This window comes from Sphingomonas sp. (genome assembly GCF_036677245.1).
Classification (GTDB): Bacteria; Pseudomonadota; Alphaproteobacteria; order Sphingomonadales; family Sphingomonadaceae; genus Allosphingosinicella.
Genome location: NZ_JAKFCG010000004.1, coordinates 39,254 through 64,874, shown reverse-complemented (window position 1 = coordinate 64,874; position 25,621 = coordinate 39,254). Strand labels below are relative to the sequence as shown.

Below are 25,621 nucleotides of genomic sequence, written 5' to 3'. Positions count from 1 at the left end.
TTCGCCGAAAGCCTGCAGAAGGCGCTGCGCGGCCTCGAGACCGGCCTCAGCGGCCTTGATGGCGTCAAAGCCCTGTATGGCGCGCCGCGGGCCGAGATCGAGGCTGCGCTGGCGACGCCGAGCCCGGACCGGCTGCTGGTCGCGGCGCAGGCGCTGCGCGAGGGCTTCACGGTCGCCGAAATCCACGCGATCGCGAAATATGATCCCTGGTTCCTCGAGCGGATCAAGGAGATCGTCGACGTCGAGGAGGAGATCTCGACCAATGGCCTGCCCAACGATCCTGCGGGCATGCGGCGGGTCAAGGCGATGGGCTTTTCCGACAAAAGGCTCGCCGACCTCGCGGTCCGATCGGCCAACATCCGCGCCGGCATGGGCAAGGTCGCCGCGCGCAGCAGCGGCCTCATCCACGACACGGTCAAGGCGCTGACCGGCGCCACCACCGAGGAGGATGTCTGCCGGCTCCGCCACAAGCTCGGGGTGCGGCCCGTGTTCAAGCGGATCGACACCTGCGCCGCCGAGTTCGAGGCGAAGACGCCCTATATGTATTCGACCTACGAGGCGCCGAGCTTCGGCGAGCCCGAGGACGAGAGCCAGCCGACAGACCGCCGCAAGATCGTCATCCTCGGCGGCGGCCCGAACCGGATCGGGCAGGGGATCGAGTTCGATTATTGCTGCTGCCACGCCGCTTATGCGCTGCGCGACGCCGGCTTCGAGACGATCATGATCAATTGCAATCCCGAGACGGTGTCGACCGATTACGACACTTCGGATCGGCTTTATTTCGAGCCGCTCACCGCCGAGGACGTGCTCGAGGTGCTCCACGTCGAGCAATCGAAGGGCGAACTGGTCGGCGTGATCGTCCAGCTCGGCGGCCAGACTCCGCTCAAGCTCGCCGCTTCGCTCGCCAAGGCGGGGATCCCGATCCTCGGCACCTCGCCCGACGCGATCGACCTCGCCGAAGACCGCGAGCGCTTCGCCGGGCTGGTCGAGAAGCTCGGCCTCAAGCAGCCGGCCAACGGCATGGCGCGCAGCCGCGAGGAGGCGATCGCGGTCGCCGAGCGGATCGGCTATCCGGTGCTCACCCGGCCGAGCTACGTGCTCGGCGGCCGCGCGATGGAGATCGTCGACGGCCCTGCGCAGCTCGACGATTACATCGCCACCGCCGTCCAGGTGTCGGGCGACAGCCCGGTGCTGATCGACCGTTATCTGCGCGATGCGATCGAGGTCGACGTCGACGCCATCTCCGACGGCAAGGACGTCGTCATCGCGGGCGTGATGCAGCATATCGAGGAAGCGGGGGTCCATTCGGGCGACAGCGCCTGCTCGATCCCGCCCTACAGCCTGGAGGCGCCGATCGTCGCCGAGATCGAGCGGCAGGCGCGGGTGCTTGCGCTTGCGCTCGAGGTGCGCGGCCTGATGAACGTGCAGTTCGCGGTCAAGGACAATGAGGTCTATCTGATCGAGGTCAATCCGCGCGCGAGCCGTACCGTCCCGTTCGTCGCCAAGGCGATCGGAACCCCGGTCGCCAAGATCGCCGCGCGTGTGATGGCCGGCGAGCCCTTGATGAACTTCCTGCCCATCCACCGCGACATCGCCCACATCGCGGTCAAGGAAGCGGTGTTTCCGTTCGCGCGCTTCCCCGGGGTCGATCCGGTACTCTCACCGGAAATGAAGTCGACCGGCGAAGTGATGGGGATATCGGACGATTTCGCAATGGCATTCCTGAAATCGCAGCTTGGCAGCGGCGTTGCGCTGCCGAACAGCGGCACCGTCTTCGTGTCCGTCAAGGACAGCGACAAGGCGATGATCGTTCCGCCGGTCCGGGCGATGGCCGAGCTCGGTTTCACGGTGATCGCGACGTCCGGAACTGCCGACTTCCTTGCCGCAGAGGGGATAAAGGTCGAACGGGTCAACAAGGTGGCCCAGGGCCGGCCGCACATCGTCGACAAGATCAAGGACGATCAGGTGGCGCTGATCTTCAACACCACCGAAGGCTGGCAGAGCCACAAGGACTCCGCCTCGATCCGCGCCTCGGCGCTGATGGGCAAGGTGCCGTACTTCACCACCGCCGCGTCAAGCGCCGCGGTCGTCCGCGCGATCGCCGCGCAACGCGAGCGCAGCCTTGAAGTTCGCTCGCTTCAGGACTATTATTCCGCTTCCAGAGCGTGATCCTGACAATCCGTCGTAACTAGCGCGGCTCCTCATCAGGGCCGCTAATTCGCTTCCACGAAAGGCCTGAATGATGGCAACCGTCGACAAGATGCCGATGTTGGTCGAAGGCTATGAAAGGCTGGTGGCGGACGTGCGGCAGCTCAAGCTGGAGCGGCCGTCGATCATCGAGGCCATCGAGGAAGCGCGCGCCCACGGCGACCTTTCCGAAAATGCGGAATATCATGCCGCCAAGGAGCGCCAGGGCCATATCGAGGCGCAGATCGCCGATCTCGAGGACCGGCTGAGCCGCGCGATGGTGATCGACCCGACGACCTTGTCGGGCGACAAGGTCGTGTTCGGCGCCACCGTTCATCTGCTCGACGAGGACGACAAGCCCGTCAAATATCAGATCGTTGGACAGACCGAGGCCGACGCCAAGGTTGGACGCATCAGCTATTCCTCGCCGCTCGGCCGCGCGCTGATCGGACGGTCCGTCGGCGACGAGGTCGAAGTCTCGGCACCATCGGGCGACAAATATTATTCGATCGAGAAGATCGAATTCATTTAAACCCGCGGGGACAAGTGCCGCGCCGCTCGCTCGATCCCGCCAGCGCGCCTCGCTGACGTGCGTCCGCCCGAAAACTGGCAGAGGGCGCAAGCCACGCTCGTGATCGCCGGCATCACCGCCGTCGCGTGGATGCTCGCCGCCGGCACGGGAAATGCCGATCTGGCGGCGGTGTGGGGCGGTTTCATTCCCGAACGGGTCCAGGGCGTTTTCGGGGACGAGTGGCTCGCACCGGTCTGGCTGACGCCGCTCACCGCGACGCTCATCCATGCCGGCCTGGTCCACCTCGTCTTCAATCTGCTCATCCTGCTGTTTTGCGGACGTGCGGTCGAGACCATCCTTGGGATAAGGGGCCTGCTCATCCTCTACGTCACCGGCGCCTATGTCGCCGCGGCGGCGCATTATTTCATCCACGTTGAGGATCGCGCGCCGATGGTCGGCGCGAGCGGCGCGATCTCGGCTGTGTTCGGGGCCTATGCGATGCTGTTCGGCCGCAACCGCGTCAAGGTCGCGCATCCGCGGCTTGCGGTGTGGCTCTATGCGCTCTGGCTCGGCGCCGCCTGGGTCGGGCTCCAATTGCTGACCGGCTTCACGTTCGAGACGCTCGGGACACGGATCGCGATCGGAGCGCACATCGGGGGTTTTGTGGTGGGGCTTCTGCTCGCGCGCCCGCTGCTGTTGCTGCGCTATCGCGGCGCCTGACAGGCGCCGGCTCTCTTTTGGTCAGGCTTCGCCTGACAGGCTGCACCGGCCCACTCCCCCACCCGACCTCCCAACAAGGTATCATGGATTGGGAGGTCGGGTGGGGGAGTGGGCCGGTGCGGGTCCCGCGAAGCGGGACAAACGAACCAAAACCGGAGCACGCCAGTGCGATGGTGGGACTCCCCCTAGCGCGTCTCGCCGAGCTCGGGCTCGAGCAGCCGATGGAGGTGGACGACGACATATTTCATCTCGGCATCGTCCACGGTCCGCTGCGCCTGCGCGCGCCATGCATCGAGCGCGGTGGCGTAATCGGGGAAGATCCCGACGACGTCGATCGTCTCCAGATCATAGTCGAGGCCCTGGGGATCGCGCACCCGACCGCCAAAAACCAAATGCAATTTGCTCATGCCTTACCCTTTAGGACGCCGCCCGGCCGCATCCCGGCGGAATGCGGCCGGGGCGTCTGTTACGGCAACCGCAGCGAGACGCAACCCGCGCTTTTCGCGCGCTAGGATTCCTTGCGCGTCGATCGTGCCTGGCGGATGGCGTCGCCGGCAGAGCTTGCGAGCTCGCTGAGCTTCTGCTTGGCGCCTTCGCGGCTGAGGCCGATCTCGTCGAGCTTGCTGCGTCCGGCATCGCGGGCGGCATTGGCGGCCTCGCGCGCACTTTCGGTGAGACGCTCGCCGATCGGCCCGAGCACCTCGGTTTCCCGGCGCGTGCGGGGCAGCAAAGCCGCGACGGCTGCGCCGATCGCGAGCCCGCCGACCACCGCGGCCATCGGATTGGCATCGATGCCTTCGGCCGTCCGCTGGCCGGCGCGCGCCGCGCCCTCGCGCGTCGAGCCATAAAGCGACGACGTCCGTTGGCGCGCCGCTTCATAGGCCTCGCTGGCGCTCTGGCGGACTCGCTCGGCGGCGCCGCTTATCCCTGACTGACCCTGCGCTTCGGTCTGCGTCCCCGCGTTGCCCGCGCCGGTATTGTCGCCTGCGCTGGTGGTGCCCGCGGTGTTGGTATTGGTGTCAGCTTTTGCCGTCGTCATGCGATCACTCCTCAGTTTCTCGATCCTCAACCCGCATCGCGGCTGATGGCTCCTTCACGACCGTCCGGTTCCTCATCATCCTTGGACCACAGCCGCGAGGCCGCCGACAGGAGCGGCTGGCGTGCAAGGTAGAGGATGACGCCGGCGACCAGCCCCGATGCCGCCAGCGGCCGTTGCTTGACCGCCTCGACGGCGTCGTCGGCGAGCTCGCTGCTCTTGTCGCGCACCTCGGTCCATGCCTGGTTGGCCAGCGCGCTCGGTCGCAGCCGTTCCTGCAGCGCGGCGAGCGTCGAGGCGAGGCGCGCACGCGCCGTTTCGGCCTCGCGCTGCGCCCGCTCGAGCGGCGCGGTCGCGCGGGGGTTCATCGCTTCATGCCTTCTGCTTCCCCTTGCGAAGCGCCCTTCGCTCATCTTCATCGCCGCCAAGCACCGCGATCGCGCGGATCCCGTAGCGGAGCAGCAGTCCACCGATCAGCGATGCGGCGGCGGCGACCACGAGGCCCGCACCCACCGGCCCGATTTCGAAGGCAAGCGCGAGCGCGACCATCACCAGCAACACGATCAGCGCCGCGAAGAGCAGCAGCCCGCCGACGACCAGAGCCGCGATCGCAGCGCGCGCCTTCGCGACACGATAGCGCGCGACCTGCTTGTACAGGTTGATCTCGGCGCGAACGGCATTGCCGCCATCATCGACGAGCTGGTGGAACAGCTCGGCAATCGAGGTGTCGGCCGGATCTTCCACCGGCGCGGTCAACGTCAGCCGCCTTTGGTTTTGCGGCCGCCCTGGGACTTCGCCCCGCCGGCACCGGAAGTTTCGCTTGCGTCGCCCGCAGAGTCGTCGCCGGCCGCGCCGGCCTTGGCCAGCCGTACCAGCACGAAACCGATCGCTGCAGCGGCGCCGATCGCGACCCCGGGGCTCTTGCGGACGAACGTTCGCACGTCCTCGTAAAGCTCGTCGATCTCGCGGTCGCGCAACGTTCCGGCGAAGCCCGACACACCCTCGGCCGCCCGGCGGGCGTAGCCGCCATATTGCGGGCCGAGCCGATCCTCGATCGAGGCTGCGGCCTCTTCGACGATCCTCGAAATTTCATCGAGCTTGTCGCTTGCCCGGCTCTTGCCGTCGTCGGCGAATTGCCGCACCCGGTCAGTCGCCTGCTGGCGGAGCTGGGCGGCGCCGTCCCGCAACGCACCGCCCGTGCCGCCGCTGCCGCCTTCGCCGCTCATCGTTCCGCCCGTATCGTCACCGGCCTGACGGGCATCGCCGCCCGCGATGATGCCGGTCGTATCGCCCGCACTCCCGGGGCTTCCGCCACCGCCTGCGCTTCCACCGGTGCCGGTTTCCATCGCTCCGTTGATGATGTGATCGGTGCCTTCGGGCAGTTCGGATTGGCGCGGCATGGGGGTTCCTCCAGATCGACAAAAGCTTCTACTCTATTCGGGCAGGAAACACACGGCGGTTGGCTTCCGTTCCGCTGTGTCGGCCGGCAAATCAAGATTCATTTCGCGTACGAACCGTTCGCTCTACTTCGTTCGAGGGGAGACGCGCCAAAGTTGCGTCGCGGCGGTAGCGCCGATAGAGAGCGCTCGTCCCCGGCGGGGGCGGAGGAGGCGGCGAAGCGCGGGCCGGCATCGTCCGGCTCGGGCGGGTTTTCGAAACCTCCGATCGATCCATTCACGCGACAGCAAAAGGCCCCATCATGACTGCGATCCTCGACGTTCACGCTCGCCAGATCCTCGACAGCCGCGGCAATCCGACGGTCGAAGTCGAGGTGCTGCTCGAGGACGGCAGCATGGGCCGCGCGGCCGTGCCGTCGGGCGCCTCGACCGGTGCCCACGAAGCGGTGGAGAAACGCGACGGAGACGACAGCCGCTATCTCGGCAAGGGTGTCACTCAGGCGGTCGAGGCGGTCCGCGACGAGATCGCGCAGGCGGTGGTCGGCCGCGATGCCGAGGACCAGGAGGAGATCGACGCGCTGCTGATCGAGCTCGACGGCACCGAGAACAAGTCCCGGCTCGGCGCCAACGCGATCCTCGGGGTCAGCCTCGCCACCGCCAAGGCCGCCGCCGATGCGCGCGGCCTGCCGCTCTACCGCTATGTCGGCGGAGTCGCGGCGCACTTGCTTCCGGTGCCGATGATGAACATCATCAACGGCGGCGAGCATGCCGACAACCCGATCGATTTCCAGGAATTCATGGTGATGCCGGTCGGCGCCGAGAGCCTTGCCGAGGCGGTGCGCTGCGGCGCCGAGATCTTCCACACGCTCAAGAAAGGCCTCGCCAAGGCGGGTCTCTCGACAGCGGTTGGGGACGAGGGCGGCTTCGCGCCAGCGCTCGCCTCCACCACCGATGCGCTCGATTTCATCATGAAATCGGTCGAGCAGGCAGGCTACAGGCCCGGCGACGACGTCGTGCTGGCGCTCGATTGTGCGTCGACCGAATTCTTCAAGGACGGCGCCTATCGGATGGAAGGCGAGGGGAAGGTGCTCACTCCCCAGCAGATGGCCGAATATCTCGCGGATCTCGCGGCAAATTATCCGATTCTGTCGATCGAGGACGGGATGGCGGAGGACGATTTCGAAGGCTGGAAGATCCTCACCGACCTGATCGGCGACAAGGTCCAGCTCGTCGGCGACGATCTGTTCGTCACCAATCCCAAAAGGCTGCGGATGGGGATCGAGCAGGGGCTCGCCAATTCCTTGCTCGTCAAGGTCAACCAGATCGGCACGCTCAGCGAAACCCTCGAGGCTGTCTCGGCAGCGCAGCGCGCGGGTTATACCGCGGTGATGTCGCATCGCTCCGGCGAGACTGAGGATACGACGATCGCCGACCTCGCCGTCGCGACCAATTGCGGGCAGATCAAGACTGGCAGCCTCGCTCGCTCGGACCGGCTCGCCAAATACAATCAGCTGATCCGCATCGAGGAAGAGCTCGGCAGCGCGGCCGCTTATGCGGGGAAATCTGTCTTTTCGACGAAAAGGGCTTGATTCCGCGGCGCTTTCCTGATTCTGGTTAATCCATGATCAGGGACAGCAGGCAGACTTTGAGAACCGTCCAGCGCGCGGCATTGCCGGCGCTTGCGCTGCTGATCATCGCCAACTTCGTCGGCTATGCGGTGGTCGGCTCGAACGGCATCCTCTCATGGGGCGATTATCGCCGCATGAAGGACGACCGGAAGATCGAGCTCAGCCAGCTCGAGCAGGAACGCGACCGCCTCGCGCACCGCGCGCTTCTGCTCGATCCTCGCCGCGCCGATCCCGATCTCGCCGACGAGATGGTGCGCAGTCAGCTCGGCCTCGTCCGCCCCGACGAAGTGATCATCCAGCTCCAACCCTAACCTGGGTATTGCCTGCGATCCGGCCAGCCGGAGGCCTCGTGCGCGTCTGGGTCTGGGCTTGCCGCTCGGCCCCGCGCCACGGCTTTTCCGGCGGTGGAATGCGCCGGGCAACCCGTTGCGCCGCCCGTCGTTTGCCGCCATAGACCCGCCACTGGGATCATCGACTGTGTAGGAAGGGGCCCTCGATCGTGGCCAAGACATCGACGTCGAAAGGTGCAAGCGGCACGCGCCGCCCTTCGACAGCCGATCAGCAAATTCCCAATCGCGAGCGGCCTCCCGAGCCGCAGCGCCACCAGGCCAGCCGCGACGAACTGCTCGAATATTATCGCCAGATGCTGCTCATCCGCCGCTTCGAGGAGCGCGCCGGCCAGCTCTACGGGCTTGGCCTGATCGGCGGCTTCTGCCACCTCTATATCGGCCAGGAAGCGGTCGCCGTCGGCCTTCAGTCGGCGATGACGGTCGGCAAGGACAGCGTCATCACCGGCTACCGCGACCATGGCCACATGCTCGCCTACGGCATCGACCCCAAGCTGATCATGGCCGAGCTGACCGGCCGCGAGGCCGGCATCTCGAAGGGCAAGGGCGGCTCGATGCACATGTTCTCGGTCGAGCATGGCTTCTACGGCGGCCACGGCATCGTCGGCGCGCAAGTGTCGCTCGGCACCGGTCTCGCGTTCAAGCATAAATATGCCGCCGATGGCGGGGTCTGCCTCACCTATTTCGGCGACGGCGCGGCCAACCAGGGCCAGGTCTACGAAAGCTTCAACATGGCCGAGCTGTGGAAGCTGCCGGTGATCTACGCGATCGAGAACAACCAATATGCGATGGGCACCAGCGTCAATCGCTCGAGCGCCGAGGATCAGCTCTACAAGCGCGGCGAGAGCTTCCGCATTCCCGGGATCCAGGTCGACGGCATGGACGTGCTCGCGGTGCGCGGCGCCGCGACGACCGCGCTCGAATGGGTCCGCGCCGGCAAGGGGCCGATCCTGCTCGAGCTCAAGACCTACCGTTATCGCGGCCATTCGATGTCCGATCCGGCCAAATATCGCTCGCGCGAGGAAGTCCAGTCGGTGCGCGAGAAATCGGACCCGATCGAAGCGGTCAAGCGCGAGCTGGTCGCGGCAGGGGTGAGCGAGGATGATCTCAAGGCCGTGGACAAGGATATTCGTCAGATCGTGAGCGAAGCCGCCGATTTCGCCGAACAGGCACCTCAGCCCGATGCCGCCGAGCTTCATACCGACGTGCTGGTCGGGACCTACTGATGCCGATCGAGATCAAGATGCCGGCGCTGTCGCCGACGATGGAAGAAGGCACGCTCGCCAAGTGGCTCGTCAAGGAGGGCGACAAGGTCGCCTCGGGCGACATCATGGCGGAGATCGAGACCGACAAGGCGACGATGGAGTTCGAAGCGGTCGACGAGGGCACAATCGCCAAGATCCTGGTCAAGGACGGCACCGACGAAGTGAAGGTCGGGACGACGATCGCCTTGCTCGCGACCGAAGGCGATGATGACGGCGTCGTGGCACGGGCTCCGTCTGAATCCGGCAGCCAGGCCGACGCCCAGGTCGACAGGCAGGTCGCCGGCGAAGCTCCAGCCGAAGAGGCGAGCGAGAAGCAGGCGACGGCGGCAACCCGTCCCGTGGAGCGCGAGAAGGCTCCGGCCAGCCTCACGGTCGCGCCCGACGCGGCGGAGGGCGCCGAGACGGTGCGGATGACTGTCCGCGAGGCGCTGCGCGATGCGATGGCCGAAGAGATGCGCGCCGATGATCGCGTCTTCGTGATGGGCGAGGAGGTCGCCGAATATCAGGGCGCCTACAAGGTCACCCAGGGACTGCTCGAGGAATTCGGCGCGCGCCGCGTGATCGACACGCCGATCACCGAGCATGGTTTTGCCGGCCTCGGCACCGGCGCCGCGATGGGCGGCCTGCGCCCGGTCGTCGAGTTCATGACCTTCAACTTCGCGATGCAGGCGATCGACCAGATCATCAACTCGGCGGCCAAGACCAATTACATGTCGGGCGGCCAGATGCGCTGTCCGATCGTGTTCCGCGGCCCCAATGGCGCGGCCTCGAGAGTGGCCGCGCAGCACAGCCAGAATTACGCACCCTGGTATGCGAGCGTCCCGGGCCTGATCGTCGTCTCGCCTTATTCGGCCGCGGACGCCAAGGGCCTGCTCAAGGCGGCGATCCGTTCCCCCGATCCGGTCGTGTTCCTCGAGAACGAGCTGCTCTACGGGCAAAGCTTCGACGTGCCGCAGATCGACGATTACGTGCTGCCGATCGGCAAGGCGAACATCGTGCGCGCCGGCAACGACGTCACTTTGGTCAGCTATTCGATCGGCGTCGGCGTTGCGCTCGATGCTGCGACAAAGCTTGCCGAGAAGGGGATCGACGCCGAGGTGATCGATCTGCGGACACTGCGTCCGCTCGACAAGGCGACGATCCTCGCCAGCCTGGCCAAGACCAACCGTCTCGTCTGTGTCGAGGAGGGCTGGCCGGTCTGCTCGATCTCGTCGGAAATCATCGCCATCGCGATGACCGAAGGGTTCGACGACCTCGACGCGCCGGTGCTGCGGGTGACCAACGCCGACGTCCCGCTTCCCTATGCGGCCAATCTCGAGAAGCTCGCGCTGATCAAGGTCGAAGATGTCGTCGAGGCGGCACGCAAGGTCTGCTACCGCTAAAACATCAAACCAAATGGCCGCTCAGGTCGTCGTGAACTGGCTGCAGAGATGCTGCGGCGCACCCTCGTTGTTGTAGACCTGGGTCAGATCGCGGCGATCGCGGATCGGCATCGATGCGATCTCGCGGATCGTCAGGGTCGGCGCCCAACTGTTCGAGATGATCGGCTTGTAGTCGTAGACCAGCTCGACGAAGATCGTGCCGCTGTCGTCCGGCGCGATCACCTGCCTGCCGGCCGGCCCCATGCCGGTCATGTTGGTCTGCCCGGCATTGCCGTAGCTCGACGTCACGTTCTTGATGCCGCGGCAGCGCTGCCAGCCGATCTTGTAGCGACTGGTGGTGTTGGGATTCGCCACCGGCTCGAGGCTCGAAATGATCACCCGGCCCTTCGAATAGAGGTTGAGTCCGCCTGCCTGCAGCCCGGCGCCGGTCAGCACGTCGTTGATCTGTGTCTCGCTGACCGTCTTGGCAGCAAGCTGGCTGCCGGTGCCGATCCGTGCGGCATGGTCGGCGAGGTGCAACGCAAGCTGGCTCATCCGCATCTTGGTGGTGACGTAGTTGCTGATCTCCGCGCCGCCGAGCATCAAGGTGAGGAACATCGGCAGCGAATAAGCGAATTCGACATAAGCGACGCCGCGGCGATCGCGGAACACCGAGCGGAGGCTGGCAAGGGCGCGAGCGAGGACCATGCCTGTTCCTAGGGGTTGCAATGGCCGACCGCGGCCTGGACCTGGTCGCCGTAGGGCTGGTTGCTGAGGATCGTCGACGCCTTGACGGTGGTCGTGGGCGCTACGCCGATCATGCCAGCAAGCGGGAACATGCGCGGATAGGTGGCGACGACGGTATAGAGCACCGCATCCTTCGCGCCGCCCTGGCCCGATGTGCCGGCCTGGTCGCGCGTGCCATTGCGGTTGTCGTCGTCATATGGCTCATTGTTGTCGCAGGTGCCGTTGTTGTTCGTATCGGTATATTGCTCCATCACATTGGTCGCCGCGGCGAAGCTGCGAAAGTTGCGCCGCGTGATCGTGATGTTGGCGTCCTTCGCGAGGAATTTGACCTGCTTCGTCACTCGCGCATCGATGATCGCCTGCTGCGCGACCGAGGCGGTCTCGAGGCCGGAATCGCGGGTCGCTTTCTGGACCGCGCCCTGGATGGTCGTGGTCGCATAGAGCGTGTGGCCGACGTCATAGGCGCCCATGATCAGCAGCGCCATCACCGGCAGGACCAAGCCGAACTCGACGATCGTCGCGCCGCGACTGTCGTCACGAAGCGTGGATCCCGGCACGCGTAGGCTGCGGCCCGCGCGGGTCATTGCGCCGAGCCTGGTCATTGCGTCAGCCTCAGCTGCGAGATCTGCGTGGCAATCGAGGCGAAGATCGTCGCCAGCTGGCTGTTGTTCGACGCCGCATAATATTTGCCGGGCGTCGCGCAAGCCTCCATCCGCGTCGCATCGCCGCTGCTGACCGAGCCGAAATAGATCACCCACAGCGTGATGTTCTTGTTCCTGACCGCCATGCACAGGCCCTGCATGCGCTCCTGGATTTGCGTCACGAGCTCGGCGTTGGTCGGCGCCGTACCGGAAGCGGTCTGGCGCCGATCGTACCACGCCACGCCGTAGGCAGTCTGGTTCATGCTGTCGGCGACTGCCGTGCCGTCGGTCATGAAGATCAGATGACGCTCGATCGTCCCCCCACTTGGAGTCGCGGCATTTTGGGCGGCGAATATTCCGGTGGGGGACAGCAGCCGCGCGCCCCACAGCAAGCCGATGTCGTGATAGGTGTTCGAGGTCGGCTGGAGGGTGGCGACATAGGTTTCGAACAATGTCGGGTCGGCCCAGGATTGCAGCAGCTTCCCTGGGGGCGCGCAGCTGTATGAGCTGCGGTTGGCATCGCTCTCGCTGTCGTCGGCCGTCGCGGAATAGACGCGCTCGCTGGTCGTGGCCGAAGAGCCGCTCCTGCGGGAGAAATGCAGCCGATTCCAGATCGGGCCCCACAAGGAGTTCGGATTGCCCGAGCTCGGCACCAGATCGATGTCGAGATCGTAAGCGGTGCCCGGGATCGGATCGAAATCGGTGACGCTTTGAACCGTCGGCCGTTCCTCGATGCAGCCGTCCCAGCGTGAGGTGGTGGTGCTGATGCCGGTCGCTCCGGGTGCGGCCGCGAGCTCGCGCATGTCGTACGTCCCCGAGTTGGAGACGTAGCCGTCGTTGCTGGTCGCGATCAGAACGCCGTCATCAGCCGGGTCGGCGACGAAATCGGTCACGTCGACGTCGTCGACCTGTTTATAGGTCCAACCGTTGAACCGGTATTTCAGCGTGTCGCTATAATCCTTGCGCGTGTCGGTGCGCAGGCGCCGGCAGCTGCGGTTGGTGCCGCTGGTATCGTAAGCGCCGCTCCAGCCCCATTCGCCGGGGGTGGAGGGACCACCGCCCCAACCGCCGCCGTTGGTGGCGGTCGCGTTGCCGTCATCGTCCCATTCGCTGGTGAACTCGTCGGCCGGCGCCGGGCCGCCGGAGGTCGATGCCGTCCGCGTGAAGAGGCCGCTGATACTGCGGTTCTCCATGAAATATTCGCACTGTTCCTCGGTGAGGGTGGCGGTGGTGGTCGTCAGCGTCCGCGAGACGTGAGGCGCGGTCGACCCGGTATAATATTCCCAGTAGGTTTCCGTCGTCGCGCTGATGACCGGGTAGAAACCCGCCGTGTAATGCGCGAGCCGCGTCTGGTATTTCCAGGTCGGTGCGAAATAGCTGGCCGGCAGCAATTTGCCGACGTTGACGTTGGTCGAATAGGGGACGAAGCCGAAGCGGATCTGGACTTGGCTGCTCGTCCCTCCGGTTGGGGTCGTGCCGCAATTCTCGGTCGTGTCGAGCTTCGCGAGCGTTTCGTAGAAGCATTTGACCGCGCGGTGCATGCCGTCGATCTTCCGCGAGCTGTCGCCCGGGATGACCTCGGCCATCGAGCCGGTGACGTCGAGCACGAACATCACGTCGGTATTGGGAAGCGCCATCTCCGCGTCGCATGTGACCGTCAAGGTGCGTGCCGACTGGCGGAAGATCTTCATGATCGTCATCGGCACGACCGCGGAGGCGGTGCCGGTGACCTTGCCGCCGCTCTCGGTGAACGCGCGCGTCCGGCCGGTCGTGCCATAAGCGCCATTCTGGAAATTGGAGTCGAAGAAATTGACCGCGACGGTGTTCGCCGCATTGCTGTTGGCGTTCCACGCGCCGCCGCCCATCACCTTGCGGCCGGCGAGCGCGCCGGCGTCGCATGCCTGCTGCAGGCGCGTCTTGGTGAGATAGAGGCGGCTGACGTCGACGGCGCCGCCGACCAGGCCGGCGAGGGGAATGACCGCCATCCCCATGATCACCAAAGTGTTGCCGGCCGTGTTGCGCGCGAGGCGCCGCAGGAAGCCCCCGCCGGCCGCCATGGTGCCGCCGGCCCTGTTGCTGGGCACCTTCGCGGGCGCTAGTTTGTTAGATTGAAACCGCATTTGATCCCCACGAGGCAAATTCTGGCTCGTTTTCGGCTCTTGGCATTGTGCCTACTAAGGGCACCTAAACTGAAAGGGTAAACGCAGTGTTGACGCTCCCGACGTCTCGGCGCTCGCGGGTGCAACCGGCTGCGCGACGTAAGTTTCGATGAGCAACGCCCTGGACGGCTCGGATGGCCGGCTCGACACGGAACGGCAGCTTGCGCTGAGCTACGTGCCGGCCGCGCGGCGCGGTGCGCTCGCCACCTTGTGGCGGCTGGACTCAACGCTCGGCGGGCTGCTCGCGAGCGGTAGCCAGCCGATGGTGACGCAGATCAAGCTCGCCTGGTGGCGCGAGGCATTGGAGGCGCTCGACCAGGCGCCACCGCCGGCCGAGCCTTTGCTCCAGGCGGTGGCGCGGGGCTTGCTTCCCGCCGGGCTGACCGGCGCCACGCTCGCCGAAATGACCGAAGGGTGGGAGATATTGCTGACGGCGGAAACGGTCCGGCAGGAGGATCTCACCACCTATGCACGGCAGCGCGGCGGCTTGCTGTTCCGCTGCTCAGCCGTCTTGCTGGGGCACCCCTCCGGCGACGAGGTGGAATGCGCCGGCCAAGCATGGGCGCTGGTCGATCTCGCGCGCCGCAGCGGCGCCGCCGAGGAAGCCGAGCAGGCGATGGACGCCGCCCGGCTGGGTATCGCCGGGCTGTTCGGGCGTCGCTGGCCCGCAGCGCTTCGGCCGCTCGGGATGCTCGCCGCGCTCGCACGGCGCGATGCCGGTCGCGGCATCGGCCGCTTCGAGCGGCAGGGAGCGCCGGCGCGGATGCTCGCCATGGCGCGCCATCGTCTCACCGGCAAATGATCGGGCGGGCGTGTCGTGACGGCGGCGCGGGATAGCAGATCGACGTGCCGTCCCGTGGCGCTGGACCCGAGCCTTTGCCCATGCCATCCTTCTGCTGCTCCGAGTTGCGCGGGGAGCCCAAGCGAAACCACTGCTGATGCAGGAGGAGTGGCATGGCTCGTTATTTCGCCGTCGCGGTGTCGGCCGTGCTGCTGTTCACGGCGATCATGCTGCTCTGGAGAGGCTCGGCCGATGGCGAGCGGGTCGTCCCGCCGGTGCCGTCGGCGACCGGCTTGATGACGCCGCTACGCCAGAGCCTCTCGCCGGAACCGCCGAATGCCGAGCGCTCGCGCGAGGAACGGCGCTTCGCGCGCTACGACGCCGACGAGAACGGCATCATCACGCGCGCCGAGATGATGGACACGCGCCGCAAGCCGTTCGCCAAGCTCGACAAGGACGGCGACGGGGTGCTTACGTTCGAGGAGTGGGCGGTTGCGACCGCCGACAAATTCGCCACCGCCGATCGTGACCGCTCGGCCACGCTCGACCGCGCCGAATTCCTGACGACCAGGCGCGAGACCAAGGCCGGAAAATGCGCCTGTTGAGGATTTTTGCGGCCGCGCGGCGGATCCTAAATCCTTAGATGGCGGCCTGCCACTCGCGCAGCGCCTCCCGAGCGCGCGCGGTATAGAGCGCCTTGCGATCGGCCTTCTTGCTGCGCCCCTCGATCGGCGGGAAGAGGCCGAAATTGACGTTCATCGGCTGGTAGAGCGCCGCGTCGCCGCCGCCGGTGATATGGCCGAGCAATGCGCCCAGCGACGTCGCGGGCGGGGGAGGGGCCATCGTCGCGCCGCGCAGCTCGGCCGCGGCGAACCGCCCGGCGAGCAGGCCGATCGCGGCCGACTCGACATAGCCTTCGCAGCCGGTGATCTGCCCCGCGAAACGGATATGCGGCGCCGCCTTCAGGCGCAGCGTGGGATCGAGCAGGTCCGGTGATTTGATGAACGTGTTGCGATGCAGCCCGCCGAGCCGAGCAAACTCGGCCTTCTCGAGCCCGGGAATCGTCCTGAACAGGCGGACCTGCTCGGCATGCTTGAGCTTGGTCTGGAAGCCGACCATGTTCCACAAGGTGCCGAGCGCATTGTCCTGGCGGAGCTGGACGACGGCATAAGGCCATCGCCCGGTGCGCGGGTTGTCGAGCCCGACCGGCTTCATCGGCCCGTAGCGCAACGTGTCGACGCCGCGCGCCGCCATCACCTCGATCGGCATGCAGCCCTCGAAATAGGGCGTGTCCTTCTCCCACTCCTTGAACTCGGTCTTCTCGCCATCGAGCAGGCCCTGGTGGAAGGCGAGATATTGCTCCTTGTCGAGCGGGCAGTTGATATAATCATTGCCGTCGCCGTCCGGCGAACCCTTGTCCCAGCGTGACGCCATCCAGGCGACGTCCATGTCGACGCTGTCGCGGTAGACGATCGGTGCGATCGCGTCGAAAAAGGCGAGCTGGTCGCGTCCCGCCGCGGCGCGGATCGCCTCCGCGAGCGCAGGGGCGGTGAGGGGGCCGGTCGCGACGATCGTCGGTCCCGATGCCGGCAGCATGTCGACCCGCTCGCGCACCAGCTCGATGTTGGGATGTCCGACGATCTCCGCAGTGACCGCCGCCGCAAAGCCGTCGCGGTCGACCGCGAGCGCCGATCCCGCCGGCACCTTGTGAACGTCGGCGACGCGCATGATCAGCGAGCCGAGCGCGCGCATCTCGGCGTGGAGCAGGCCGACCGCATTATGCTCGGCATCGTCGGACCGGAAGCTGTTGGAGCAGACCAGCTCGGCCAGCTGGTCGCTGTGGTGCGCGGGGGTGCCCTCGACGCCGCGCATCTCCGACAGGCGCACCTTGACGCCGCTTTCGGCGAGCTGCCACGCCGCCTCGGACCCGGCAAGCCCGCCGCCGATGATGTGGACCTGATGAGTCATTGCAGCCGCCGTTCGCGCTGAGCCTGTCGAAGAACCTTGCTTATCGACGAGCTGGAATAAGGTTCGACGGGCTGTTCTATCCGTCCTGGTCTTCGCCGTCCGCGCCGCCGATGATCGCATCGTCCGAGGCGAGGGTTGGCGTCTCGACGTCGACCACCACTTCGGCCTCTTCCTCGCCTTCCTCGATCCGCGCGGCGGAGACGACATGCTCCTCGTCCGCGACGCGGAAGATGGTAACGCCCTGCGTGTTGCGCCCGGCTATGCGGATATCGCCGACCGTCGTGCGGATCAATTTTGCCTGGTCGGTGACGAGCATCAATTGCTCGCCATTGTGGGCCGGGAAGCTCGCGACGACCTTGCCGTTGCGCTCGGACGTCTCGATGTTGGTGATGCCCTGGCCGCCGCGGTTGGTGCGGCGATATTCATAGGCCGAGGTGCGCTTGCCGTAGCCGTTGGCCGTGACCGTCAGGATGAACTCCTCGGCGGCGGCGAATTCGGCCATCCGCTCGGGCGGCAGGGTCGCATCGCCGGCGCGTTCCTCCTTCCACGCCGCGGCGCGCAGATAGGCGTCGCGTTCGTCGGTGGTGGCGGCGAACCCGCGCAGGATCGAGAGCGAGATCACCTCGTCGCCGCCGAGCAGGCTGATGCCGCGAACGCCGGTCGACGTGCGGCTCTGGAATTCGCGCACGTCGGTCGCGCTGAAGCGGATCGCCTTGCCGTTGCGGGTCGCGAGCAGGACATCCTCGTCCTCGGTGACCAGCGCCACGCCGATCAGCCGGTCGGTCGCATCCTCGTCGAAGCGCATCGCGAACTTGCCGTTGGTCGGGATGTTGGTGAATGCGTCCATGCTGTTGCGGCGGACGCCGCCATGCGCGGTCGCGAAGATGACGTGCAAGTTGCGCCATTCCTCCTCATTCTCGGGCAGCGGCAGCACGGTCGAGATCGTCTCGCCCTCCGCGAGCGGCAGCAGATTGACCATCGGCCGGCCGCGGGTCTGCGGGGCGCCTTCGGGCAGGCGCCATACCTTCATCCGGTAGACCTTGCCGTGGGTCGAGAAGAACAGCACCGGCGTGTGGGTCGAGGTGACGAACAATTTGGTGACCGCATCCTCGTCCTTGGTCGCCATGCCGGCGCGGCCCTTGCCGCCGCGATTCTGGGTGCGGAAGGCATCGAGCGGGGTACGCTTGATGTAGCCGGCGAGGGTCACCGTCACGACCATGTCCTGGCGCTCGATCAGATCCTCGTCGTCGATGCCGTCGGCGGCGGCGACGATCTCGGCGAGCCGCGGCGTGGCATAGGCCGCGCGGACCTCCTCGAACTCTGTGCGCATCACCTCGTAGAGCTTGGCACGATTGCCGAGGATCTCGAGCAAGTCGGTGATCGACGCGGCGAGGCCGCGCAGCTCGCTGCCGATCTCGTCGCGGCCAAGCGCGGTGAGCCGGTGGAGACGCAGCTCGAGGATCGCGCGGACCTGCGCGTCGCTGAGGCGATAGCTGCTCTGGCCGGCCGCCGGCTCGATCGCCTCGACCAGGGCGATATAGGGCGCGATCTCGGCCATGTCCCAATCGCGCGCGAGCAAGGCGGCGCGCGCCTCGGCGGGTGAGCCGGACCCGCGGATGATGCGCACCACCTCGTCGAGGTTGGTCACGGCGATGACCAGGCCGAGCAATATGTGGGCGCGGTCGCGGGCCTTGGCGAGCTCGAACTTGGCGCGGCGGGTGATCACTTCCTCGCGGAAGCGGACGAACGCCTCGATGATGTCGCGCAAGGTCAGCGTCTCGGGGCGACCGCCGCGGATCGCAAGCATGTTGGCGGGGAAGCTCGACTGCGCCGGCGTGTGGCGCCAGAGCTGGTTGAGCACGACGTCGGCGGTCGCATCGCGCTTCAGCTCGATGACGACGCGGACGCCCTCGCGGCTCGATTCGTCGCGGATGTCCGAGACGCCTTCGATCCTTTTGTCCTTGGCGGCCTCGGCGATCTTCTCGACCAGCCCCGATTTGCCGACCTGGTAGGGGATGGCGGTGAGCACGATCGATTCCCGCTCGCCGCGGCGCTCGACGGTGTGGCGGGCGCGCATCATGATCGAGCCGCGGCCGGTGTGATAGGCGCTGCGCGCGCCGGCCTGGCCGAGGATCAGCGGCGCGGTCGGGAAGTCGGGCGCCGGGATGATCTCGATCAGCTCGTCGATCGTAATGCCGGGATTGTCGATATAGGCGGTGCAGGCGTCGATCACCTCGCCCAGATTGTGCGGCGGGATGTTGGTCGCCATGCCGACCGCGATGCCGCCGGCGCCGTTGACCAGGATGTTGGGGAAGCGCGCGGGCAGGACCTGCGGCTCACGCTCGGAGGCGTCATAATTAGGCTGGAAGTCGACCGTGTCCTTGTCGATGTCGTCGAGCAGGGTGTTGGCGACGCGGGCAAGCCGCGCTTCGGTGTAGCGCATCGCCGCCGGCGGGTCCGGGTCCATCGAGCCGAAATTGCCCTGGCCGTCGATCAGCGGCACGCGCATCGACCAATCCTGCGTCATCCGCGCGAGCGCGTCGTAGATCGAGGAATCCCCGTGCGGGTGATATTTACCCATCACATCGCCGACCAGGCGCGCCGATTTGCGATACGGCCGGCCGGCGACGTAGCCGCTTTCATGCGCCGCATAGAGGATCCGCCGGTGCACCGGCTTGAGGCCGTCCCGCACGTCCGGCAGCGCGCGGCTGACGATCACCGACATCGCATAATCGAGATAGGAGGTCCGCATCTCCTCGACGATGGAGATGGGCGAGATGTCGCTGTTTTCGATCGGCGGCGCAGAGCTGGCCAAGTTACGTTCCTGAATCTGTCACGGGTGGAGCGCCGGTTGGGCGCGGGATGCGCGCGAGCTTAGCCGATCGCGGCCGAAAGCGCCACCCCGCGCACGCGTGCGCGCGCGAGGGCGCGAACCAGAATCGCCTGCGATCGGAGCGTTTCACGCACCCGTCGAAAGAGGCCTTCACGCGTTATGAAGAGGCGCGCATGAAGCGCCAGCGCTGCTCGTCCGATCCCTGCGGATCGAAGCTGTAGCCGTCGCTGTCGAAGTCCTTGAGCTGCTCGGGGCGATCGAGGCGATGCTCGCAGATGAAGCGCGCCATCATGCCCCGCGCGCGCTTTCCGGCGAAGGTGTTGAAGCGGGGCCCATCCGGGCCAGGCTCGCGGAAATCCACCTCGATGACCCTTACCGATGGATCGAGACGGCTGCCGACCGCCTGCCAATATTCCTTGCTGGCGAGGTTGATCACGGTGCGGCTTTCGAGGGCTTCGAGGTCCTGCTCGACATGCTCGGCGATGGCCCGGCCCCAATAGGCATAAAGGTCCCGCCGGCGCGGTGCCCACCGCGTCCCCATTTCGAGCCGATAGGGCTTGATCCGGTCGAGCGGGCGCAGCAGCCCGTAAAGGCCGGAGAGGATGCGCAGATGATCCTGCGCGAAGACGATCGCCTCTTCGTCGAGGCTGTGGACCTCGAAGCCCGCGTAGACGTCGCCGGCGAACGCAAAGATCGCCGGCCGCTCGGGCGCGTCGGCGAAATTGCGGAACCGATCGACGTTGAGCTTCGCCAGCGACGGCGAGATATGCATCAACTGGGAGAGCTTGTTCTGCGAAAGCTTGGCCGCCGCGCCGGCGAGCGCCTCCGCATTTTGCAGGAAGCGCGGGCCGGTGGCGGGAAGATCCGGGAACGGCCGTTTGTAGTCGAGCGTCTTGGCGGGGGAGATCAGGGCAAGCATCGCCTGCGGCGGTAGTGGCCGGAGCGATGCCGGTCAAATCCGCCGCTTCGATTGGAAGGCGGATCGGAGCGGCGGACGCGGCCAGTCCAACGTCCAGGGAGAGGCGATTTTACCAGCGTCTTCCGGAGCTTTCGGTTCAACAGGCGTTCAGCGCGGCCGCCCTAGCAAGCCCCGGCGATTGTCGTTAGAGAGCGGCACATATTGGTGAATTTCAGGCGATCGCGGTTGCGCGACGCGATTAGGAGGGAGCTACGATGAAGTTGATTTCGCATGCTGCACTGGGCGCGGCGCTTGTGTTGTGCGGCGCTTCGCTGGTCACGACGCCTGCCGTTGCGCAGAAGAAGTCGGCGCAGCGCAGCCTCAGCTTGAGCAAGCCGGAACGCGAGACACTGGTTGCGCTTCAGACCGCGGTGCAGAAGAAGGATACCGCCGCCGCAACCACCGCGCTTGCGGCCGCACAAGCCGCCGCCAAGGGCGCTGACGCGAAATATTCGGTCGCCGCGCTGCAGCTTCAGCTCGGCGGCCTGTTGAGCAACAAGCAGATGCAGTCGCAAGCGATCGACGCCTTGATCGCGAGCGGCGCCGCGCCGGCCGATGCGCTCCCCGAGCTGTTGAAGAACCAGGCCGGGCTGGCGTTCGAAGCGAACAACTTCGCCAAGGCCGAGAATGCGCTGAACCAGCTCACCCAGATGAACCCCAACGATCCCGACGCGCTTGCCACCTTGGCCGAGCTGCGCGCCCGCCAGAAGAGGTTCCCCGAGGCGGTGACGATGCTCGATCGTTCGATCGGCATTCGCAAGGCCGCCGGGACGACGATTCCGGAGAATTGGTACAAAAGGGTGCTCGCGCTCGCCTATCAGGGCCGGCTCGTGCCGCAGAGCATCAAGGCCAGCCGCGACCTGATCACCGCCTATCCGAACCCGACCAACTGGCGTGATTCGCTGCTGATCTACATCGATCTGGCGCAGCCGGATCGCACGACCACGCTCGACACGCGCCGTCTGATGCGGGCGGCCAAGGCGCTCGCGGGCGAACGCGATTATGCCGAGCTGGCCAACACCCTCGACCGCTCGGGCTATCCGGGCGAGGTCAAGGCGCTGCTCGATGAAGGCGTGGCCGCCAAGATGTTCGAGCCGACGAAGGCTCCGTTCGCGCAGCTGCGGACGGCCGCCAACAGCAAGATCGCCGAAGACAAGAGCACGCTTCCGGGGCTCGAGAAGAAAGCCACTGCGTCCGCGACCGGCGCCGCGGCGCTCGACCTTGGCGATGTCTATTACGGCTATGGCGATTTCGCCAAGGCGATAAGCTTCTACCGTATGGCGCTGCAGAAGGGCGGTGTCGACACCAGCCTCGCCAACATGCGCCTAGGCATGGCGCTCGCGCTGTCCGGGCAGAAGGCCGAGGCGCAAGCGGCGTTCCGCAACGTGAGCGGCGCGCGCGCCGAGCTCGCGAATTTCTGGATGCTGTGGCTGTCGCAGCGCGCCTGAACCCCGAAACCGGCTAAGAAAGGGGGCGTCGGATCAGGTCCGGCGCCCCTTTTTTTTGCCTTTTTCGTGGCTGCTTTCGTGGCTGGCAGGCGGCGGTCGGCTGCCGCGCGGAACTGGACGCCTCAGACCTTCGATCTGCCGCGTCCCATATTGCAACGGGCCGGTTTTGCCGCTTTCGCCACGGTTAGAGGCGCGTTAACGATCGGGGGCGTCGCTCGGGCGGACTCGCGCCGGGCAGCAGCACCGGGAGGCGAGGCTCCTGACTTCGTTGGTGGAGGGAGTGGGAGGCCTGGTGCGTTTCGACGATACGCTCGCGACAGTCCTGGCGCAGCCGGCTGCAAATGCCGCCGCGCGCGCGGCGAAATGGCGCCAGCTCGTCGACCTGCTCGCGCAGCGCCGCGAGCATCTTGGGAGCCGCGAGGTCGATGAGGCGCTCGCATTCCTGCGCCATCACCGCAGCGAGATCGATGGCCGGGTTCGCACCGAGATCGCGCGCGCGCTTGCCGGGCGGCGCGTATCGCCGCTCCTGATCCGATTCTTCGGTGAAGATCATCCCGCCATCGCGACGCCGATCATCGCCACCGCGCGGCTTTCCGCCGAGGAATGGCTCGACGTGCTGCCGGCGATGGGGCCGACCGCGCGCGCGCTGTTGCGGCACCGCCGCGATCTGCCGCACCAGGTCACCCAGGCACTCGCCGCATTCGGCTCGAGCGACTTCGTCCTCGCCGGGACGATCGCACCTGAAGCGGGAAGGCTTGCCGGCGTTGGCCTCAACCCGGCCGCCGAGGGCGGCGAGGCGCAGATCCGCGAGCTGGTCGCGCGCATCGAGGAATTCCGCGAGCGCAAGCGCCGCTCGGAAGCCGCAGGCGAAAGCGGCGGGCCTGCCGTCGCGCCGGTCGAGGCGTTCCGCTGGGAGACCGGCGCGGACGGCGTGATCATCTGGGTCGAGGATGCGCCGCGCGGGCCGCTGATCGGCCAGACGATCGCGACCATCGCCGATCGCGGCCAGTTCGGCGTCGATGGCCAGGCGGCGGGCGCGTTCGAGAAGAGGGCGCCTTTCCGCGATGCGCGGTTCAGCGTGGTCGGCGCCGGCGCAGTCTCGGGCGACTGGCGCATCTCGGGCGTTCCGTTCTTCGACCCGCGCCGTGGGAATTTCCTCGGCTATCGCGGCAGCGCGCGCCGCCCGCGCGTCGACGAGGTCGCGCGTGCCCATTCGAACGAAGCGAGTTCGCCCGGCCTGTTCGGGACGGACGTCTCTGCCGATGCGTTGCGCCAGCTCATCCACGAGCTGCGCACCCCGCTCAACGCGATCGCGGGCTTTGCCGAACTGATCGACGGCCAATATATGGGCCCGGCGGGCGCGCCCTATCGCTCTCGCGCCAAGGAGATCATGGAGCAGGCCGGCAAATTGCTTTCCGCGGTCGACGATCTCGACACGGCGGCGCGGATTTCGACCAGCCGGCTGGTGCTCGATGAAAGCTCGGTCGACGCGGTCGCATTGCTCTACCGACTGCACGATTCCTATCAAATGGTCGCGGGCGAGCGCAATTCGACGATCACGATCGAGGCCATGCCCGATCTCCCGCCCGCCAAGGTCGAGCCGGCCACCGCCGAGCGGATGATCGCGCGGATGCTCGCGGCGACGATCGGGCTCGCGCAGGAAGGCGAGGCGATCGCCGCGGCGATGACGATGGGGCAGATCGCCGGCCAGGAGATGCTCTGCCTCGCGCTCGACCGCCCGCAGGCGATCGCCGAGCTCGACGAGGCGGCGTTGCTCGATCCCGGCTACAGTCCCGACGGCGACTGGCCGGGCGCGCCCGCGCTCGGGCTTGGCTTCGCGCTGCGGCTGGTGCGCAACCTCGCCGAGGCGGCGGGCGGCGCGCTGATCATCGGCGACCAGCATTTCTTCCTCTACCTGCCGCCGCTCGAGCCCGCCGGCCGCTCGCTGGGGCAGGGCGGCTGAGCGCGGCGCCGACTGCCTTGCCCGGCATGGCCCAGAATCAATCGGCAGGGTACGTCCGGCTCGACGCGCCGCCGGATGAGCATTGCTATATTCGGCTGCCGGAGACGTTCGGACGACGCTTCACCATCTTCATCGACACCGAAGAAGAGTTCGACTGGGGCAAGCCGCTCAGCCGCGACAATCGCGCGACCAGCGCGATGCGGGCGATGCCGGCGATGCACGCGCGGCTGCGCGCCGCCGGGGTGAAGCCCGTCTATCTGATCGATCATCCGATCGTCAGCGATGCCGCCAGCGTCGCGATGCTGCGGGCGTGGCGCGAAGACGGCGAATGCACGATCGGGACGCAGCTTCATCCCTGGGTCAATCCGCCGTTCGACGAACAGGTCACGCCCTATAACAGCTTCACCGGCAATCTGCCGCTGGCGCTGCAGCGCGCGAAGCTCGCCGCGCTGACCGAAGCGATCGACAAAGCGTTCGGGGAACACCCCACGGTCTACCGCGCCGGCCGCTACGGCGTCGGCGAGCACAGCGCCGCGCTGCTCCACGAGGCCGGCTACAAGGTCGACGTCTCGGTCCGCGCGCTGTTCGATTACAAAGCGGGGGGCGGGCCCGACTTCTCACGCGTGCGGCCGCAGCCCTATTGGGTCGGCGACGGACGCCTCCTCGAGGTGCCGCTGAGCGCGGCCTTCACGGGGCGCCTGCGCCGCCTCGGCGGTTCGCTTTATCCGGCCTCGGCGCGGGTGCCGCGGCTGCGCGGGCTGCTCGCGCGCAGCGGGCTCCTCGCGAGAGTCGCGCTCAGCCCCGAAGATATGCCGCTCGCCGACGTGCTCGCAGCGATCGCGCTGCTGCTTGACGACGATGCGCAGATCCTCAGCATCTCGTTCCATTCGCCGACGGTCGAGCCCGGCCATACCCCCTATGTGCGCGACGCTGCGGACCTGGCTCGCTTCCACGCCTGGTGGGACGGTGTGTTCGACTTCCTCGCCAGGCGCGGCGTCACGCCCGCCTCGATCGAGGAGGTGCTCGCCGCCGCCGAAGCGACGCGGCCTGCGCCGGCGGCGTGACCGGCCAGCCCGCTTGCCAAGCGCGCGAGGCCTCCGCTATCCGCAACGCTCACGGTTGGGGCCTGTAGCTCAACGGTAGAGCCGGCCGCTCATAACGGCTTGGTTGGGGGTTCGAATCCCTCCGGGCCCACCAATCTTCCGCCATCGCCCGCTTTGACCGCGCCATCCCGTCCATGGCATGACGTTGCAACGACATTCACACAGGGGAGCCATATGCCGGCGCCGACCGCCCTTATCGGACTCATACCGTGGCCGCTCCTGATCAAGAACGGTCCCCGCATCTTCGATGCGGCACAGAAGCTGGTTCGCATGACGCGATCGTCGGGCCGTAATCAAAGCGCCGATCTGGCGCCCGACGACGCCCCTTCGCCAGCCAATGGCAGCATCGACGACCAGACTGCGGCAGCGTTGCTCCTTCTCGAGAAAAAAGTCGGCGTGCTGAACAGCGAGCTGATCGCAGCGACCGAGCTGATCAGCAGCCTCGCGGAGGCCAATAATGTATTGATCCACGAGGTGCAGGTCCTCAGGAAATGGCTTCTCGCCATCTCCGGCCTCAGCATCCTCGGAGCAATTTTGGCCGCCGTCGCCGTGGCATCCTGAGCGGCTC

The 25,621-nt window shown here is 66.7% G+C and carries 24 protein-coding genes and 1 tRNA gene; 14 read left to right on the top strand and 11 right to left on the bottom strand.

Annotated elements, in window-relative coordinates; translation table 11 throughout:
* The 3 genes from carB to V6M48_RS00540 form a co-directional block, all read left to right on the top strand.
* Positions 1-2,169, top strand: a 2,169-nt coding sequence (gene carB / locus V6M48_RS00550; protein WP_332810565.1) for a carbamoyl-phosphate synthase large subunit, incomplete at its 5' end; no start/stop codon positions are given.
* A gap of 73 nt (positions 2,170-2,242) precedes the next feature.
* Complete coding sequence (gene greA, locus V6M48_RS00545) at positions 2,243-2,719, top strand: transcription elongation factor GreA (protein WP_332810564.1); 477 nt, start codon at positions 2,243-2,245, stop codon at positions 2,717-2,719.
* Between the two features lie 57 nt (positions 2,720-2,776).
* Positions 2,777-3,418: a rhomboid family intramembrane serine protease gene (locus V6M48_RS00540; protein ID WP_332810563.1), complete on the top strand. Its 642-nt coding sequence runs from the start codon at positions 2,777-2,779 to the stop codon at positions 3,416-3,418.
* A 185-nt stretch (positions 3,419-3,603) separates the two neighbouring features.
* Here V6M48_RS00540 and V6M48_RS00535 read toward each other — a convergent pair whose 3' ends face one another.
* The 5 genes from V6M48_RS00535 to V6M48_RS00515 form a co-directional block, all read right to left on the bottom strand.
* Positions 3,604-3,825, bottom strand: coding sequence for a DUF4170 domain-containing protein (locus V6M48_RS00535; protein ID WP_332810562.1), 222 nt, complete (start codon positions 3,823-3,825; stop codon positions 3,604-3,606).
* Between the two features lie 101 nt (positions 3,826-3,926).
* Entirely contained in the window at positions 3,927-4,457 is a 531-nt protein-coding gene (locus V6M48_RS00530; RefSeq protein WP_332810561.1) for a hypothetical protein, read from the bottom strand.
* Between the two features lie 26 nt (positions 4,458-4,483).
* Positions 4,484-4,822, bottom strand: a complete 339-nt coding sequence (locus tag V6M48_RS00525) for a DUF3618 domain-containing protein (protein WP_332810560.1) — start codon at positions 4,820-4,822, stop codon at positions 4,484-4,486.
* A 4-nt stretch (positions 4,823-4,826) separates the two neighbouring features.
* Entirely contained in the window at positions 4,827-5,210 is a 384-nt protein-coding gene (locus tag V6M48_RS00520; protein ID WP_332810559.1) for a phage holin family protein, read from the bottom strand.
* Positions 5,211-5,212: 2 nt separating this feature from the next.
* Positions 5,213-5,854, bottom strand: coding sequence for a hypothetical protein (locus V6M48_RS00515; protein ID WP_332810558.1), 642 nt, complete (start codon positions 5,852-5,854; stop codon positions 5,213-5,215).
* Positions 5,855-6,153: 299 nt separating this feature from the next.
* Between V6M48_RS00515 and eno the strand changes: the two genes are divergently transcribed.
* From eno to V6M48_RS00495, 4 genes are all read left to right on the top strand, one after another.
* Positions 6,154-7,440, top strand: coding sequence for a phosphopyruvate hydratase (eno, locus tag V6M48_RS00510; RefSeq protein WP_332810557.1), 1,287 nt, complete (start codon positions 6,154-6,156; stop codon positions 7,438-7,440).
* 56 nt (positions 7,441-7,496) lie between these two features.
* A complete protein-coding gene (locus tag V6M48_RS00505; RefSeq protein ID WP_332810556.1) occupies positions 7,497-7,790 on the top strand; it encodes an FtsB family cell division protein in 294 nt (97 codons plus the stop codon).
* 254 nt (positions 7,791-8,044) lie between these two features.
* Positions 8,045-9,052: a pyruvate dehydrogenase (acetyl-transferring) E1 component subunit alpha gene (gene pdhA / locus V6M48_RS00500; RefSeq protein ID WP_332810568.1), complete on the top strand. Its 1,008-nt coding sequence runs from the start codon at positions 8,045-8,047 to the stop codon at positions 9,050-9,052.
* A complete protein-coding gene (locus V6M48_RS00495) occupies positions 9,052-10,473 on the top strand; it encodes a pyruvate dehydrogenase complex E1 component subunit beta (RefSeq protein ID WP_332810555.1) in 1,422 nt (473 codons plus the stop codon). The genes pdhA and V6M48_RS00495 overlap by 1 nt, the downstream gene beginning before the upstream one ends.
* A 21-nt stretch (positions 10,474-10,494) precedes the next feature.
* Here V6M48_RS00495 and V6M48_RS00490 read toward each other — a convergent pair whose 3' ends face one another.
* From V6M48_RS00490 to V6M48_RS00480, 3 genes are read right to left on the bottom strand one after another with little or no spacing between them, the layout of a single operon-like run.
* Positions 10,495-11,160, bottom strand: coding sequence for a TadE/TadG family type IV pilus assembly protein (locus V6M48_RS00490; RefSeq protein WP_332810554.1), 666 nt, complete (start codon positions 11,158-11,160; stop codon positions 10,495-10,497).
* Positions 11,161-11,168: 8 nt separating this feature from the next.
* Complete coding sequence (locus tag V6M48_RS00485; RefSeq protein WP_332810553.1) at positions 11,169-11,801, bottom strand: TadE/TadG family type IV pilus assembly protein; 633 nt, start codon at positions 11,799-11,801, stop codon at positions 11,169-11,171.
* Entirely contained in the window at positions 11,798-13,924 is a 2,127-nt protein-coding gene (locus V6M48_RS00480; RefSeq protein WP_332810552.1) for a pilus assembly protein, read from the bottom strand. The genes V6M48_RS00485 and V6M48_RS00480 overlap by 4 nt, the downstream gene beginning before the upstream one ends.
* Before the next feature lie 184 nt (positions 13,925-14,108).
* Here V6M48_RS00480 and V6M48_RS00475 point away from each other — a divergent pair, with 184 nt between their 5' ends.
* A complete protein-coding gene (locus V6M48_RS00475; RefSeq protein ID WP_332810551.1) occupies positions 14,109-14,801 on the top strand; it encodes a squalene/phytoene synthase family protein in 693 nt (230 codons plus the stop codon).
* 152 nt (positions 14,802-14,953) lie between these two features.
* On the top strand, positions 14,954-15,385 hold the full coding sequence (locus tag V6M48_RS00470; protein WP_332810550.1) for an EF-hand domain-containing protein: 432 nt from the start codon (positions 14,954-14,956) through the stop codon (positions 15,383-15,385).
* A gap of 34 nt (positions 15,386-15,419) precedes the next feature.
* Here V6M48_RS00470 and trmFO read toward each other — a convergent pair whose 3' ends face one another.
* The 3 genes from trmFO to yaaA form a co-directional block, all read right to left on the bottom strand.
* Positions 15,420-16,748, bottom strand: a complete 1,329-nt coding sequence (trmFO, locus tag V6M48_RS00465) for a methylenetetrahydrofolate--tRNA-(uracil(54)-C(5))-methyltransferase (FADH(2)-oxidizing) TrmFO (protein ID WP_332810549.1) — start codon at positions 16,746-16,748, stop codon at positions 15,420-15,422.
* Between the two features lie 76 nt (positions 16,749-16,824).
* Entirely contained in the window at positions 16,825-19,563 is a 2,739-nt protein-coding gene (gene gyrA / locus V6M48_RS00460) for a DNA gyrase subunit A (protein WP_332810548.1), read from the bottom strand.
* A gap of 175 nt (positions 19,564-19,738) precedes the next feature.
* Positions 19,739-20,500, bottom strand: a complete 762-nt coding sequence (gene yaaA / locus V6M48_RS00455) for a peroxide stress protein YaaA (protein WP_332810547.1) — start codon at positions 20,498-20,500, stop codon at positions 19,739-19,741.
* A 254-nt stretch (positions 20,501-20,754) separates the two neighbouring features.
* Here yaaA and V6M48_RS00450 point away from each other — a divergent pair, with 254 nt between their 5' ends.
* From V6M48_RS00450 to V6M48_RS00430, 5 genes are all read left to right on the top strand, one after another.
* Positions 20,755-21,987: a tetratricopeptide repeat protein gene (locus tag V6M48_RS00450; protein WP_332810546.1), complete on the top strand. Its 1,233-nt coding sequence runs from the start codon at positions 20,755-20,757 to the stop codon at positions 21,985-21,987.
* Positions 21,988-22,279: 292 nt separating this feature from the next.
* Positions 22,280-23,950 (top strand): sensor histidine kinase, encoded by a 1,671-nt coding sequence (locus tag V6M48_RS00445; RefSeq protein WP_332810545.1) that lies wholly within the window; start codon positions 22,280-22,282, stop codon positions 23,948-23,950.
* Between the two features lie 26 nt (positions 23,951-23,976).
* Entirely contained in the window at positions 23,977-25,014 is a 1,038-nt protein-coding gene (locus V6M48_RS00440) for a polysaccharide deacetylase family protein (RefSeq protein ID WP_332810544.1), read from the top strand.
* A 58-nt stretch (positions 25,015-25,072) separates the two neighbouring features.
* A tRNA-Ile gene (locus tag V6M48_RS00435) sits at positions 25,073-25,147 on the top strand.
* A gap of 80 nt (positions 25,148-25,227) precedes the next feature.
* Positions 25,228-25,614, top strand: a complete 387-nt coding sequence (locus V6M48_RS00430; RefSeq protein ID WP_332810543.1) for a hypothetical protein — start codon at positions 25,228-25,230, stop codon at positions 25,612-25,614.
* Positions 25,615-25,621 lie beyond the last annotated feature (7 nt).